The following is a 14,561-nucleotide window of genomic DNA, read 5'->3' on the forward strand; positions in this document are numbered from 1 at the left end:
AAACCATGATTCCTGGTGAATACCGTTTGAAGCCAGATGACGACATCATCTGTCATCCGGATCGTTTAACCCTACGACTCATTGTCCTTAACCGCGGCGACCGCCCCGTTCAGGTCGGCTCTCACGTTCACTTCTATGAAGTTAATGCAGCACTGGACTTTGATCGCACGGCAGCTTTTGGACATCGCCTGCATATTCCGGCAGGCACCGCAGTCCGCTTCGAACCTGGTGAAGAGAAACCTGTTGAACTCACGACCTTTGGCGGCAAACGCCAGATTCACGGGTTCAACGGATTAACCGAAGGCTCTGCCGATCAAACTCCTGATCCACTGAAACTGGAGGCATTCCTGAAGACGTTCTCCCCTCCCATACAAGATGGGGGTGAATCTTCATGAAACGAATGAGCCGTGAACAGTACGCGTCCATGTTTGGACCGACAACCGGCGATGCCGTAAGACTTGCAGATACCGAACTATGGGCAGAGATTGAGTATGATTATGCCGTATACGGAGATGAGAGCAAGTTCGGGGGCGGCAAGGTTATCCGCGACGGGATGGGCCAGTCTACTACTGCTCTGCGAAGTGACGGCACTCCTGATACCGTTATCACCAACGCTATCATTATCGATCATTGGGGCATTGTAAAAGCGGATATTGGCATTCGGGATGGTCACATCTGCGCCATTGGCAAATCCGGTAACCCGGATACAATGGACGGTGTACATCCCACACTGGTCATCGGTGCTTCCACCGAAATCATCGCTGGTGAAGGCATGATTGTAACCGCTGGCGGCATTGATACCCATATTCATTTCATCTGCCCACAGCAGATTCAGACTGCATTATCCTCCGGGGTCACGACCATGATTGGTGGCGGAACAGGACCAGCAACAGGAACCAAAGCCACCACCTGCACACCAGGAGCCTGGCACATCCACCGGATGTTAGAATCGGCAGAGGCTTTTCCCATGAACATCGGTTACCTCGGCAAAGGCAACAGTTCCAGCACCGCACCTTTAATCGAACAGATTGAAGCGGGTGTAATCGGCCTGAAGCTGCATGAGGATTGGGGCACTACCCCTAGTGCTATCGATGCCTGCCTGACTGCCGCCGGGGAACATGATGTTCAAGTGGCTATCCATACCGATACCCTGAACGAAACCGGATTTCTCGAAAACACCCTGGCTGCAATCAACGGCCGGACGATTCACACGTACCATACAGAAGGCGCTGGTGGCGGACACGCACCGGATATTATCCGGGCCGCTGGGGAGTCCTACGTTATCCCCTCATCAACCAACCCAACACGACCGTACACACGCAACACTGTAGAAGAGCATCTCGATATGTTGATGGTGTGTCATCACCTGGACCCTTCCATCCCGGAAGATGTAGCTTTCGCCGATTCGCGGATTCGTCCCGAAACAATCGCAGCCGAAGACATTTTGCATGATCTTGGCGTGTTCAGCATCATCAGTTCCGATTCACAGGCCATGGGCCGAGTGGGTGAAGTCATTATCCGCACTTGGCAGACAGCCGACAAAATGAAAAAACAGCGCGGCAAACTTGAACTCAACCTGGATTCCCCCTCCGATAACGATCGGATCAAGCGATATGTCGCCAAGTACACCATCAATCCAGCTATCGCACACGGAATCGGTCATCTCGTCGGTTCGGTGGAAGTTGGAAAGCTGGCAGATCTAATCATCTGGAAACCAGCTTACTTCGGAGTTAAACCCGAGATTGTCATCAAGGGTGGCATGATTACATTTGCCCAGATGGGTGATCCTAATGCGTCCATCCCGACACCTCAGCCCGTATTTGGCAGACCCATGTTCGGAGCTTATGGTAGCGCCATTGCCAGCGGATCGATCACCTTTGTCTCCCAAGCCGCAGCAGATGCGGGGATCAAAGAGTCATTGGGCCTGAAAAAGCGGGTTGAACCCGTTAAAGGCTGCCGCTCGGTCAGCAAAAAAGACATGATTCACAACGACGTCACCCCTGTCATTGAAGTCGATCCCGAGACCTATGAGGTACGCGCCGACGGCGAGCTTCTCACCTGTGAACCCGCAGACGAGTTGCCTATGGCACAGCGGTACTTTATGTTTTGATAGGAATACGGATTAGCTGATAAGGGGGCACTCATGATGAACAGTGGCACAAAGCTACTCCGTTATGTTCAGCTGCTGGATTCAGCCCTGCCCATCGGTGGTTTCTCCCATTCCTTCGGTCTGGAAGCTTACACGCATGATGGCACCGTGCAAAATACCGCGCAGCTTGAACAGTTTATTCGTAGCCAACTTCATTCCAGTCTTGTACGACTAGATGGTCTTGCCATCAAAGGCGTCTATCAGGCGATAAAACAGCAAGATGCCGCTCTACTTGCCCTGTATGATAAACGTGTCCACTCCCAGCGCTCCCCTCGGGAACTCAGGGAAAGCGGCCACAAAATGGGAAAGCGACTGCTCAAGCTGGCCCGCTCACTCTATCCATGGATGGACTTTTCCCTGATTGATGAGGCCATCCGGGAATACGGCGCGTATTGCGGCATCACGACCATTCACGGTTATATCAACTATCAATTGGAGATTGAATTGGATGAAGCCGTTACCGGGCATCTGTATACCTCGGTGAACGCTTATGTGAACAGCGCACTTCGCCTGCTGCCCATCGGACAAACTGAAGCGCAGATGTTGATTCAGAAACTGCTTGATGATATCGAAGCGGAATGGGCTCTCATGCGGGACAATGACCCGGAAGATATGCACAGCTTCGGAATCGCCCAGGAAATCTACGCCATGCGGCATGAGACCTTACCCGCGCGGCTGTTTATGTCTTAACATCAACTTTTATATAACCAAGGAGGAATTGTTATGTGTGGAGGAGCTAATCATACGCATCATCCGGAGTGGGAACGTAAGGCATTTGATCGGAGTCGTCCGATGCGAATTGGAATTGGTGGACCGGTAGGTTCAGGTAAAACAGCCCTTGTGGAGAAGCTGTCCAAGGCACTGCGTACACGTTACAGCCTTGCTGTCATCACCAATGACATTTATACCAAGGAAGATGCCGAGATTTTGCTGCGTCAGAACGCCCTGGCACCAGAGCGTATTATTGGCGTAGAGACAGGTGGATGCCCGCACACGGCTATTCGTGAGGATGCCTCCATGAATTTCGAAGCAGTTGACGAGTTGATTGAACGTTTCCCGGATCTGCAACTAATCTTCATCGAGAGCGGCGGCGACAATCTCTCTGCTGCATTCAGTCCGGAACTGGCCGATGTGTTCATCTACATTATCGACGTTGCCCAAGGGGAGAAACTTCCTCGCAAAGGCGGTCCCGGCATCACGCGTTCAGATCTGTTGTTAATCAACAAAACCGACCTCGCCCCTTATGTTGGAGCAAGCCTGGAAGTTATGAAAAATGATACCGAGCGGGTACGCGAAGGCCGCCCTTATGTCATGTCTAATCTAATGAGCGGTGAAGGTGTGTCCGAGATTGTCCACTGGCTCGAACATCAATACATGGATGACGATGCTTCCGCTGCACATCTGCATTCACACAGCCATGAACATGGCACTCACTCGCATTAATTCATCTTCTGTCCCCTCGGGGACAGAGGTGAATCGGAATGAAAGTGCAGGTGCGCCCTTCACACGCCGCAGCGAGCTTCGGGCCACCTTTGCCTTTCAAGGCGACCGAACTGTCATGACCGATCGTTATTACAGCGCACCGCTCCGGTTTAGCCGATCCTTTCGACCTCCCGGAGGTGGAACCGAATTATGTGTGTACACGTCAGACGTCTCGCCCGGAGTCCTTAACGGGGATCATTATCATTCCGAGTGGGAATTAGGTGAAGGCACCCATGTCATGTTGAGCAGCACATCTGCTACCAGACTTCATCCTACACCTTCCATTCCCTCATCCGTTAATCATCACTTTCGGTTGGGAAAAGGGGCCACGCTGGAGTACTTTCCTGAATGCGTCATCCCCTTCAAGGGAAGTTCTTCTTCGCTCGCTGTAACCTTTGAGCTGGAAAAAGGGGCAATCCTGGCCTATGCAGATATCTGGTCTGCCGGACGGATTCATCGGGGAGAAGCTTTCCAATTCGAGCGTTATCGCAGCTTGACGGAGATATGGCAAGGTGAGCAACTGGCTGTCTGGGATCGATTCGGACTCGAACCGGATACCGATGATCCCAAACACTCCGCGTCTCTCCTTCACTATACCCATACCGCTGCGTTATGGATGATCGCCCCGGGGCTCGGTACTGTGGAGTTGGAGCAAGTCAGATCCGCGCTGCCACCAGATGGACGAATGCTCGCAGGTGCAAGTTTGCTGGCATCAGGTGGAATCGGTGTTCGACTCCTTGGCATGGCAGCTTGGGAGCTTCAGGAGCAGTGTCTTCATATCTGGAACACACTCCGCCCCCATCTGCTGGGCAAAGAAACTCTTATCTTTCGTAAATAAGGGCATGAAGCATGCATGGTTAATACAAAAAACCTCTGAACTGTCTCCGAGTGTGTTCGGATTAGTCCAGAGGTTTTTGTACATTCAGTCTATGGATGCTGCTCATATCACTTACGCTTCGTTTTCCTCAGAATCGTTCTCTGATTTGTTCTCAGGTTTATAGCGATAGTCGCCTGCATCCTTGCTTTCCTTCGATTTGCGGTAACGGGTGAACTCAATATATTCGCTGATAAAAGACTGTTCCACAGTCGATAATTCACTTTCTTGGCAATTCAATTGCCGCAAAACGTCAAAAAAATAATCCTCCCGTTTTTCCCGAACCATCGCTTCCTTCGATGGACGTCCAATCATGAGCCAGTCGAGGCTCACATCAAAAAACGAAGCAATCTCAATTAATTTATTCGTACTCGGAATAGACTTGCCACGTTTCCAATCACCCAGATTGCCTGTGCTAATCTTCAGCTGTTGGCAGAAAGCCTTCTTGGTCATTCCTCGTTCGGCAATCAGGTGTTCAATTCGCTCATAGATCGACTGCATACAAGAACCGCCTTCCAACCGTAATAATCAACTCATCTGCTTGAATTATACCACATTATTCCTGAATGCTCAGCCTTTATATGCCTGGAACAGGATGAGGTATATCGTATAACACAAAGATAGACTCCCATGAATGATCATAGAAGTCTATCTTATGTTGTTGCTGTGATGCGGTCGAGAGGACTCGAACCTCCACGGGTATACACCCACTACCCCCTCAAGATAGCGTGTCTGCCATTCCACCACGACCGCATATTCAATTGTAAAAAATGGTGAGCCATGAAGGGCTCGAACCTTCGACACCCTGATTAAAAGTCAGGTGCTCTACCAACTGAGCTAATGGCTCTTGCTGTAAACTTCACCGGATGTGCCATGCTTCATTCTTGTCTATAAGAGCAATGACTTTGAGGATTACTCATCGAAAATGTAGATCTCATGAGGTAGTGAAGATATGACCCGTAGGGGATTCGAACCCCTGTTACCTCCGTGAAAGGGAGGTGTCTTAACCCCTTGACCAACGGGCCTTAATAACAAGTTGTCTTTCTTGGCGACAAGAATGAGTATACCACAGGAGAAATTGAACTTGCAATACTTTTTTTAAAATTTATTTTTCAAGCCTTTTTGTCCATTGCATACTGTTCTTCAGAGCCCCGTTATTAGCCACTTCCCGTTCATGCCAATGTCATCCCCATGCAGGAACAATGTAAATCATCCATTAAAACACTTATAAAAACTTACGTTCACTTATAATATTGCAAATCACATTAAGAATACTTATAATTAAAGTATCAGTATAAGTACGGTCATCCATATACTCGGAGGTGACATGTTTGTTTCAAGAAGAACGAATGCAGCTCATTATTGAACATCTACGCAAACACAATCGCATCTCAGCCGATGATATTGTCGCCTTGTTTGATGTATCACGGGATACTGCACGCAGGGATCTGATTAAGCTTGAGGAGCAGGATGCCATTATCCGAACACGCGGCGGCGCGATTCTCCCCCCTCCTCCGCAAGAATTTAGATCCTACAAAGACCGTTTACTCGATGTATCTGAGGAAAAGAGGGCCATCGGCAAACTCGCTGCGGCCATTGTAAGGCAAGGCGAGATCATTATTCTGGACTCTTCCACGACTGTGCAGGCCTGTGCCGAGAACTTAAACGGCAAATCCTGTACCGTCATTACTAATTCGATTCATTCCGCTGATCTTCTCTCCAATCACACTGCTGTCCAGATTCGTTTGCTCGGAGGCAAAGTAGATAAGGAACAACGTTATGTCTACGGTACCTCTGTTATAGAGACCCTCTCCCACTATTATGTAGATAAAGCCTTTATCGGAATTGGTGGTATCACCATGGATGGCTTCAGTGCTTCCGAAGAGGAAGGGAAAATTAAACACCAAATGATGAAAGCTGCCAAGAAAGTTGTTGTTCTTGCAGATCAATCCAAATTTGATAGACGTTATGGTTATCGTTTTGCCGACTGGTCATTGGTGGATGTATTGATTACGGATCAATGGCCAACCAAAGAATGGCTTGTTTTTCTAGCCGAACAACAGGTTGAGATTCTCATTCCTGAACCTACAGATGATAAGGAGTTGTAAATATATGAAATTATTTGCCACAGATTTAGATGGAACTTTGTTGAACATAGATAGCCAGATTAGCCCGGAGAATGCCGCAGCTATCCAAAAGGCCCAGCAATCCGGTATGAAAGTTACCATTGCAACAGGACGCGTCTATTCCGATGTTGTGACCATCAGCCGTGAAGGCGGAATCAAAACCCCAATTATCGGCTCCAACGGAGCGACAATTCATGACGCAGACGGTGAACGTTTATTCCATCTTCCGCTCGAGCATGACACAGCAGCTTCCGTCATGCAGTGGCTGGAAGATCATGATGTCTATTATGAGGCTTCAACACAACAAGGCATCTATGCCCCGCGTAGCAGTCATGAGACCTTGCTCGCCGAGATGGAACGTGTTCTTGGTTCGAACCCAGGTGAGGACATTGCACGCATGATTCGCTCCATCAAGAAACACTATGACAAAAAAGACTACCACCGCGTAAACAGCCACCTCGAAATTCCGGCAGAAGCCTACATTTATAACATTATGGCCTTCTCCATGAATCCGGACAAAGTAAAGACAGGACGAGAATACTTCGCTTCCCGATCCGATGTCGCTATGGTTGTATCCTTTGAGCACAACTTCGAAATGCAGCACCCGGACGTATCCAAAGGTAATGCCCTCACCAAACTGGCGGCTCACCTGAACATCTCCATGGAAGATACAGTAGCGATCGGTGATAACTTCAACGATGTCTCCATGTTAAAAATGGCAGGACTCGGCATCGCCATGGGTAATGGCGAACCCGAAATCCAGGCATTAGCCAAAGCCATAACGCTGACCAATGTGGAGCACGGTGTTGCCCATGCCATCGAGTGCCTGCTTGAAGGTAAGCCGGTGTCCCGTCCAGAAACGATTGTCGGAGAAGGTCAGTAATTGAACCTATACTGAATTAAGCACTGAACCTGCATGGTCGCCTGTTGATCCATGCAGGTTCGCTTCATTTTAACTCCGCAGATCGAACGTGAGGCACGTCCTGTAACAAAATAATCAGTTGCTCGCCCCGGTATGAACCCGGTAGTTGCAACGTGAACTCAAGCACAGTCTCTTCCACGGAGTCTGTGCTTGTTTGCTGTTCAGTCTTAAATCCGATGACCGAGATCTTCTCCTGTCCCAGCAGTGCCAAAACAGTCTTCAGGGCCTCTCCCTCATTTTGCAGATGGATGGTTAACGTCTCTGTTCGGGCGGATACCAGCCAGCGTGTGGGTCTATGCAGTAACATCTGTGCCACGACAATAAGCAGTGTCACGCCTGCACCCGTCCAATACAGACCTGAACCCACAGCAAGTCCCATGCCTGCCGTAGCCCATATGCCAGCCGCTGTGGTCAATCCCCTGACCGTATGCCGTTGTGTGAAGATCATCCCTGCTCCAATGAACCCCACACCGCTAACAACTTGTGCAGCGATCCTTGACGGATCAAGAGACAGATTGGCCCAGCCAGCCTGATCCTGGAATCCATACTTCGACACAATCATCATCAGGGCTGCACCGACAGCAACCACAAAATGAGTACGAATTCCTGCCTCTTTCATTCGATTCTTGCGCTCATATCCGATTAGCACACCACATATTCCAGCTATGAGTACACGCATCAAATATTCCACTTCCATGCACATCACCTCTTTCATTATGTATATGCTTACATTAGTCTATCTTTACTATTACCCAATCTTTCCCTGACTATATAAGTTGAACAAAAGATTATTTACACTGGCACTACGATGACAGAACAACCTTCCAATCGCTGTTATCCCCAGATTTTTTCCATTCCCTTTCCTAAAGGGGAAAATCAGGGGATAAAGGCGAGCGCTTCGCTTTTTCAGTTTGTTTCTGTCCTCTCCGTTATCGTGTAAATGATTAATTCATCTTATATAATAAAAAGCCTCCACTCAGGTCAATTCTCTGCCCGGAAATTTCCCCCTTGTCTCTTGCCCAATCCGAAATAATGTCTGAAATTATATATCAGCGGATGCCATTCCTCCGGATTAATCTTGTTCGGTCCAGATATTAGCCTTGTGTGCGCGTGCACCTTCAACGCTTTCACTTCGACAATCGCCATGAACGGTGTATGTTCGGGAATACGTATGTGTTGTACAGCCGCTTCAATTTGGAGTGGACATTCAACTATTTTATCTGGTGCCACCTGAGCCGAGCATTCGGATGTCAGTCCAGCTACAGTGAATTTATCATGACAATATTCATATCCCATCTGCCTTTTCTCCTCAGGAACCGGGTTAACTCCCGTATAACGACCCAATGCCTCAACCTTTCTCCACATGGTTGCATCTGGTAAATTAATCACACACTCCGGATGTCGACTCAGATTTTCATAGGCTTTGCCTTGTGTACCTAGACCGAGAACCAGACAATCCCCCAGCGCCCAAGATGAGGATAATGGTGACAGGTTGGTTGACCCATCCTCATTTAATGTGCTTAGCAGCAATACGGGCGTACCATAATATAAAATACTGGGATTAATCGTTTCATGTTGAATCACTGCTGGACTCTCGGACAACTGCCCTGTAGCAAAGTCCTGTTTCGTTATCTTTTTCATCCTGTACCTCTCCTGTTCCAATTCCAATGATTTATAAGCTCAATCTGACCGATACAACTGGATTGTAATACAGTAATAGTTCAGATATGATCGAAGTATGAATGTATATCCGAATATTACTGTTATTGCGTCGTTAATCGCTGATCCAAGCCGCGCTATTTTTCTGTCATCCTTACTGGATGGCCGTGCGTTGCCCGCAGGTGAGCTTGCTCATATGGCAAGTGTCACTCCCCAGACGGCAAGCAGCCACCTAGCTAAACTCGTAGAGGGAGGATTACTCGAAGTTGAACAACAAGGACGCCATCGATACTACCGTCTTGCAAACAAAGAAATTGCTAATCTGATTGAAACGATGGCCAGTATTGCTCCGCCTGTACAGATCCGCTCTCTCAAACAATCCGATCAGCTTCAACAACTGAGTCATGCACGGACCTGTTATGGTCATCTGGCTGGGAAATTGGGAATCTCGCTCTGTGAAGCCTTAATACAGAAGGGGTATCTTTCAGAGCCCGAAGAGGCACACAGCAAGGATTATCAAGTTACAGAGAAAGGAATACAGTGGTTCACTACGTTTGGAATTAAACTTCAGATGAAGCCAGGATCACGCCGGGCCATCGCTCGCAAATGTCTGGATTGGAGCGAACGCCGTCATCATCTCTCAGGCATGCTTGGGGAACAACTCAGACATCGATTATCGGAACTGGACTGGATTCGTCAAAAAACAGGAAGTCGCTCTGTCGAAGTAACGGAAGCAGGCAAGAAAGGTTTATACGAGGTGTTGAACATTTCACTTTAAGCAGAAGCGTACACGAGGGATAACCAAAGATCAGTAAACGCAAAAAATCCCCTTCACACTGACCGTTAACCGATCTAATGTGAAGAGGATTTTTTGTCAATCGGAACGGAGAAAGAGGGTTACTCTCACTTCGTTCGAGACTGCGGAGTATTGCTAACGAAGCTTATGCTCCGACGAACCTTTAGGGTTCTCATCCCTTTGCAGAGAAGTTTAATTCAGAACGGAGAGAGAGGGATTCGAACCCTCGCACCGCTTACGCAGTCTAACCCCTTAGCAGAGGGTCCCCTTATAGCCACTTGGGTATCTCTCCAAGAAATGGCTCCCCGAACAGGGCTCGAACCTGTGACAACTCGATTAACAGTCGAGTGCTCTACCAACTGAGCTATCAGGGAAAATTAACTTGAATAAGATTAATTTATCATGATTAATAATCCAAGTCAACATCCCTTCCATCACTTTCTTTAATACATTGAACGATACACACATCAGATATTCTGAAGCCCCAGTTTTCCCGCGCAACGACCACAACGGTAACGCTTCGGATCTATTTTCCGCTTGCGCAAATATTCCGTACCACAGCTCTTGCATACCAGCTTATAACGGTATGGCAGCGGCTTTCTGCCTTTGCCGTCAGGAAGGGATTGGCAGTAACGCGAGCCACCTACCTTCTGCAATAAAGCCTTGAATTCCGGATCACGATGCTGATAGCCGCGCCCACGAATATGCAGATGATAGTGACACAGCTCATGCTTGATGATTTTCTCAACCTCATCTCGCCCATAGGCTTCGAGTTGATGCGGATTGATTTCAATCCGGTGACTTTTGAGCATATAACGCCCACCCGTAGTGGTCAGGCGACTGTTAAATAACGCTTCATGGGTGAACGGTACTCCGAAATGATCCAGTGATACCTGTTCAATCCATTGTTGCAATTCCTCATTTTCCATCGGTATCCTCTCCTTGCACCCCCTCGGAGCATTTGTTTTTCCGGCATAATACTTGAATTTTAACCGTTTCGTAGGCTACACTGTCAAGTAGAATGTATGAGGGGAGATTATTACTCGTTATGCCTACAATGCGCTATGTCATCCTGCAGCAGGAACAACAATTGCAGTTCGTGGAAATGCCGGCAGATTACGCCTATCAACTCAGTGCGCTCAACTTGCGCCTGCACAAGGAAATTGATAAACTCACGGCAGCAGATGTCCCTGTCCTGCCTTGGGCGATCGCCGAATGTGACAGCCTCGATCTCCTAAACGAAAATCTTACTATCATCGGCGGCCTTGATTATATCAATGCGCTTGAAGAATCTTTTGCAGCACTACGTGAAAGCCATTATCCTTTGATTTCTCTGCTTACCGAAATCCGGGCTCTTCAGGCCCAATTGGAACAATGGTATGAAGAAGAGATGGAGGCTCTCTAATTCACCGCAGTTATCATTTTATAATGATGAGAACGAAAAGCACATCTCCCTGAATTGGGATTTGTGCTTTTTTTGAGTCAACGAGACATTGATTTGCCGGAGGCTTCCACTTATCCCGCACAGTCCAGGCTATTGCCACATATGCTAACGTACAGATGAATTATGCAAGAGGAGGAGATACCCTTGCCTCAATGGCTTTGCAATCAACTGATGCGTGCATTTCACAAAAAGGACAGCCGGCAAATCAAGTTGCTGAACGAATGCTGGTTCTTTTATCGTAACAAACCAGCAAATGGCACACCACGCAGCGCGGAGAACGAACTTTAAGAGGTTGTTCATAAAAGTCTGCATCGGATTACGAAGGATGGCCTTTTGAACACGTACTTTAAGAAAATGCACATATTGCCCACCGTACTTACTAGAGGAATTAGAACGGACAACGGGACTATTACTGTCGACAACAAACAGCCTTCCTGGTTAGGGAAGGCTGTTCTCCAATCCTACTATTTAAGAAGACTGATGCGCAGAAGCAGGCTTCTTCATCGTAAGGCCGACACGGCCTTTTTTGGTATCCACATTCATAACCCAGACCGTTACATTATCCCCGACAGATACAACATCCATCGGATGTTTAACATATCCGTTGCTGAGCTGTGAGATATGGACAAGCCCATCACTCTTAATTCCAATATCAACAAAGGCACCAAAATCAATAACGTTCCGAACCGTACCTTGCAACTCCATGCCTTCCACCAGATCCTCAATTTTTAATACATCTGTACGGAAGATTGGCAACGGCATTTCTTCACGCGGGTCACGACCCGGACGCTGCAAGCTGTCCAGAATGTCACGCAATGTAGGCACACCTACGCCCAGTTTCACGGCCAATTGTTCTGGCTGTTGCTCTGACAGTAATACCGACAGTTCCTTGCTGCCCAGCTTGTCCAGTGCAACCTGAAGCTCCTTGAACAGCTGATCCACCACCTTGTAAGACTCAGGGTGAATCGGTGTACGATCCAATGGATTCTCACCTTCACCAATACGCATGAAGCCTACGCACTGCTCATAGGTTTTGGCACCCAGACGTGGCACCTTCTGAAGCTGACGGCGGTTCGTAAACCGGCCATTCTCTTCACGGTATTTCACAATGTTTTTGGCAATCGTAGCGTTAACTCCGGCAACATATGACAGCAACGAAGGTGATGCCGTATTTACGTCCACACCCACATGGTTAACTGCGGATTCGACAACAGCCTTCAGGCTTTCTTCCAGAACCTTCTGGGAGACGTCATGCTGATATTGACCCACGCCAATGGCTTTTGGATCAATCTTAACCAACTCCGCCAGCGGGTCTTGTACCCGGCGAGCAATGGAAGCTGCACTGCGCTCCGCAACATCCAGATCAGGGAACTCTTCCTGGGCCAGCTTGGATGCAGAATATACACTCGCGCCTGCTTCGTTAACAATCAGATACACAAGACTTTCATCACCGTTCTCCTGAATGATCTCGGCAACAAACTGCTCCGTTTCACGTGATCCGGTACCATTACCAATGACGATCAGTCCGATATCATATTGCTTGATCATCCGATGGAATACTTCCGCAGCTTCACGTTTCTTGTTGTGTGGTGGCGTTGGGTAGGTCACAGCCACTTCCAGCAGTTTGCCCGTATCATCTACTACAGCCAGTTTACAACCGGTACGATAGGCCGGATCGACACCCAGCACACGTTTGCCATGAATCGGCGGTTGAAGCAACAGGTTACGCAGATTGGCCGAGAAAACCGATATGGCCTGATTTTCACCTTTTTCCGTGAGCTCTCCACGAACTTCACGCTCGATGGAAGGTGCAATAAGCCGCTTGTATGCATCTTCAATCACATCACGCAGGATATCCTGTACGGCAGAAGCACCACGAATGATCTGTCCTTCCATATGACGATGGGCCGGTTCTGCCTGTACGTCCAGGCCAACTTTCAGAATACTCTCACGTTCACCGCGATTAATCGCGAGAATACGGTGTGGAGGCATCTTTTTGGCTAGTTCGCGGTAATCATAATAATTCTCGTACACGGACTCCTCTTGAGCATCCTTCGCTTCCGAAGTCAGCATCCCGTGATCCAAGGTGTACCGACGAATCCAGGCACGAATGGCAGCATCATCTGCGATGTTCTCCGCGAGAATGTCTTTGGCTCCCTGAAGCGCTGCCTCCGCATCTTCTACACCCAGTTCAGCATTGATATATTTCGCAGCTTCCTGGAGTGCATCTCCTTGTTTCGGTTGACCCCAGATCCATACAGCAAGGGGCTCAAGACCTTTTTCCTTGGCCACACTGGCACGTGTTTTCCGCTTCTGACGGAACGGACGATACAAGTCTTCCACTTCCTGCAGCTTCACAGCTTGGGTAATGGAGTTCTTCAGTTCTCCGGTCAGCTTGCCCTGTTCCTCTATAATACGGATGACTTCCAATTTGCGATCCTCAAGATTGCGCAGATAAACAATGCGTTCTTCAATCGATCGCAGCTGGTTCTCATCCAGCTCTCCAGTCATTTCTTTACGGTAGCGGGCGATAAATGGAATCGTATTGCCTTCGTCCAGAAGCTCCGACGTTGTGCGGACCTGCTTCAAGGACAGTGACAGTTCCTTGGCTACCTGTTTGATGATTCGTTCATGGCGTTCTGCCTTTATTGTTTCTTCATTGGGTTCCAGAACCGTTTCCTGTTCAGACAAAATAAATCCCTCTTTCCTTCCTGAATCGTTCGTTACAATCATTTCAGGGCAGCTTTGCTGCTGTAATTACAGTATAGTTGAACCATTTGTTTCTTCCACTCTACCCTATATTATCACAGAATCACGTCCAGATTTCCATCAATCCGCAAGCATACAAGTTCTGACAGAATGATGTCATCCTCAAGCCTTCCCCATTACGTCAAAAAAAGACCGAAAAACGTCAACACGACGCTCCTCGGTCCTCCTTTATTTAAAACTCTATATACAATAAGCAATCTAATAAGTGAAACTACTCATTGACACCATGACGGAGAGGACAGAAAAAACCTGAAAAAGCGAAGCGTTCGCCTAAAAGCTTTCTGAAAGAAAGCTGCATCGGAAGCATACGCTATCTACGGATTTTCCCTTTGAGAAAGGG

The 14,561-nt window shown here is 48.2% G+C and carries 15 protein-coding genes and 5 tRNA genes; 10 read left to right on the forward strand and 10 right to left on the reverse strand.

The features are described 5' to 3' along the window. Positions 1 to 5: 5 nt before the first annotated feature. Genes QF049_RS16440 through QF049_RS16460 form a run of 5 tightly spaced genes read left to right on the forward strand, consistent with a single transcriptional unit; the run spans position 6 to position 4,469 of the window. Positions 6 to 395 carry an urease subunit beta gene (locus QF049_RS16440; RefSeq protein ID WP_307538931.1) on the forward strand — a complete coding sequence of 130 codons (390 nt, stop codon included), beginning with the start codon at positions 6 to 8 and terminating at the stop codon, positions 393 to 395. Further along, positions 392 to 2,110 (forward strand): urease subunit alpha, encoded by a 1,719-nt coding sequence (gene ureC / locus QF049_RS16445; protein ID WP_307538933.1) that lies wholly within the window; start codon positions 392 to 394, stop codon positions 2,108 to 2,110. Before QF049_RS16440 ends, ureC begins: the two co-directional genes overlap by 4 nt. Before the next feature lie 33 nt (positions 2,111 to 2,143). Further along, positions 2,144 to 2,839 (forward strand): urease accessory protein UreF, encoded by a 696-nt coding sequence (locus QF049_RS16450; protein WP_307538935.1) that lies wholly within the window; start codon positions 2,144 to 2,146, stop codon positions 2,837 to 2,839. Between the two features lie 33 nt (positions 2,840 to 2,872). Next, positions 2,873 to 3,592 (forward strand): urease accessory protein UreG, encoded by a 720-nt coding sequence (gene ureG / locus QF049_RS16455; protein ID WP_017690021.1) that lies wholly within the window; start codon positions 2,873 to 2,875, stop codon positions 3,590 to 3,592. After that, entirely contained in the window at positions 3,567 to 4,469 is a 903-nt protein-coding gene (locus QF049_RS16460; protein ID WP_307538937.1) for an urease accessory protein UreD, read from the forward strand. The genes ureG and QF049_RS16460 overlap by 26 nt, the downstream gene beginning before the upstream one ends. A gap of 111 nt (positions 4,470 to 4,580) precedes the next feature. On the opposite strand, the gene QF049_RS16465 is transcribed toward QF049_RS16460, so the two are convergent. The 4 genes from QF049_RS16465 to QF049_RS16480 all read right to left on the reverse strand — a co-directional run bounded on the left by QF049_RS16465 (position 4,581) and on the right by QF049_RS16480 (position 5,530). Then, positions 4,581 to 5,006: a helix-turn-helix domain-containing protein gene (locus tag QF049_RS16465; protein WP_036610863.1), complete on the reverse strand. Its 426-nt coding sequence runs from the start codon at positions 5,004 to 5,006 to the stop codon at positions 4,581 to 4,583. A 169-nt stretch (positions 5,007 to 5,175) separates the two neighbouring features. Continuing rightward, a tRNA-Leu gene (locus tag QF049_RS16470) sits at positions 5,176 to 5,258 on the reverse strand. An 18-nt stretch (positions 5,259 to 5,276) separates the two neighbouring features. After that, positions 5,277 to 5,352 (reverse strand) — tRNA-Lys (locus QF049_RS16475). Between the two features lie 106 nt (positions 5,353 to 5,458). After that, positions 5,459 to 5,530, reverse strand: a tRNA-Glu gene (locus QF049_RS16480). Positions 5,531 to 5,836: 306 nt separating this feature from the next. Here QF049_RS16480 and QF049_RS16485 point away from each other — a divergent pair. Next, positions 5,837 to 6,613, forward strand: a complete 777-nt coding sequence (locus QF049_RS16485; RefSeq protein WP_307538939.1) for a DeoR/GlpR family DNA-binding transcription regulator — start codon at positions 5,837 to 5,839, stop codon at positions 6,611 to 6,613. A gap of 4 nt (positions 6,614 to 6,617) precedes the next feature. Beyond that, positions 6,618 to 7,514: a Cof-type HAD-IIB family hydrolase gene (locus tag QF049_RS16490; RefSeq protein ID WP_307538941.1), complete on the forward strand. Its 897-nt coding sequence runs from the start codon at positions 6,618 to 6,620 to the stop codon at positions 7,512 to 7,514. 64 nt (positions 7,515 to 7,578) lie between these two features. On the opposite strand, the gene QF049_RS16495 is transcribed toward QF049_RS16490, so the two are convergent. Both QF049_RS16495 and QF049_RS16500 read right to left on the reverse strand, forming a co-directional pair. Further along, complete coding sequence (locus tag QF049_RS16495; protein ID WP_091033649.1) at positions 7,579 to 8,250, reverse strand: MgtC/SapB family protein; 672 nt, start codon at positions 8,248 to 8,250, stop codon at positions 7,579 to 7,581. A 284-nt stretch (positions 8,251 to 8,534) separates the two neighbouring features. Continuing rightward, complete coding sequence (locus QF049_RS16500) at positions 8,535 to 9,194, reverse strand: flavin reductase family protein (RefSeq protein WP_307538943.1); 660 nt, start codon at positions 9,192 to 9,194, stop codon at positions 8,535 to 8,537. A 97-nt stretch (positions 9,195 to 9,291) separates the two neighbouring features. Here QF049_RS16500 and QF049_RS16505 point away from each other — a divergent pair, with 97 nt between their 5' ends. Then, a complete protein-coding gene (locus QF049_RS16505) occupies positions 9,292 to 9,990 on the forward strand; it encodes an ArsR/SmtB family transcription factor (protein ID WP_124116976.1) in 699 nt (232 codons plus the stop codon). Between the two features lie 221 nt (positions 9,991 to 10,211). Here QF049_RS16505 and QF049_RS16510 read toward each other — a convergent pair. From QF049_RS16510 to QF049_RS16520, 3 genes are all read right to left on the reverse strand, one after another. Continuing rightward, positions 10,212 to 10,300 (reverse strand) — tRNA-Ser (locus tag QF049_RS16510). A 6-nt stretch (positions 10,301 to 10,306) separates the two neighbouring features. Further along, positions 10,307 to 10,382, reverse strand: a tRNA-Asn gene (locus tag QF049_RS16515). A gap of 93 nt (positions 10,383 to 10,475) precedes the next feature. Then, a complete protein-coding gene (locus tag QF049_RS16520; RefSeq protein ID WP_036669054.1) occupies positions 10,476 to 10,937 on the reverse strand; it encodes a SprT family protein in 462 nt (153 codons plus the stop codon). 119 nt (positions 10,938 to 11,056) lie between these two features. Between QF049_RS16520 and QF049_RS16525 the strand changes: the two genes are divergently transcribed. Continuing rightward, a complete protein-coding gene (locus QF049_RS16525; RefSeq protein WP_017690032.1) occupies positions 11,057 to 11,413 on the forward strand; it encodes a hypothetical protein in 357 nt (118 codons plus the stop codon). 183 nt (positions 11,414 to 11,596) lie between these two features. Continuing rightward, positions 11,597 to 11,740 (forward strand): cortex morphogenetic protein CmpA, encoded by a 144-nt coding sequence (cmpA, locus tag QF049_RS16530; RefSeq protein ID WP_017690033.1) that lies wholly within the window; start codon positions 11,597 to 11,599, stop codon positions 11,738 to 11,740. 180 nt (positions 11,741 to 11,920) lie between these two features. Here the strand turns inward: cmpA and QF049_RS16535 are convergent, their stop codons facing one another. After that, positions 11,921 to 14,143: a Tex family protein gene (locus QF049_RS16535; RefSeq protein ID WP_307538946.1), complete on the reverse strand. Its 2,223-nt coding sequence runs from the start codon at positions 14,141 to 14,143 to the stop codon at positions 11,921 to 11,923. Positions 14,144 to 14,561: the final 418 nt, after the last annotated feature.

The sequence above is a fragment of the Paenibacillus sp. W4I10 genome, assembly GCF_030816325.1.
Classification (GTDB): Bacteria; Bacillota; Bacilli; order Paenibacillales; family Paenibacillaceae; genus Paenibacillus; species Paenibacillus amylolyticus_B.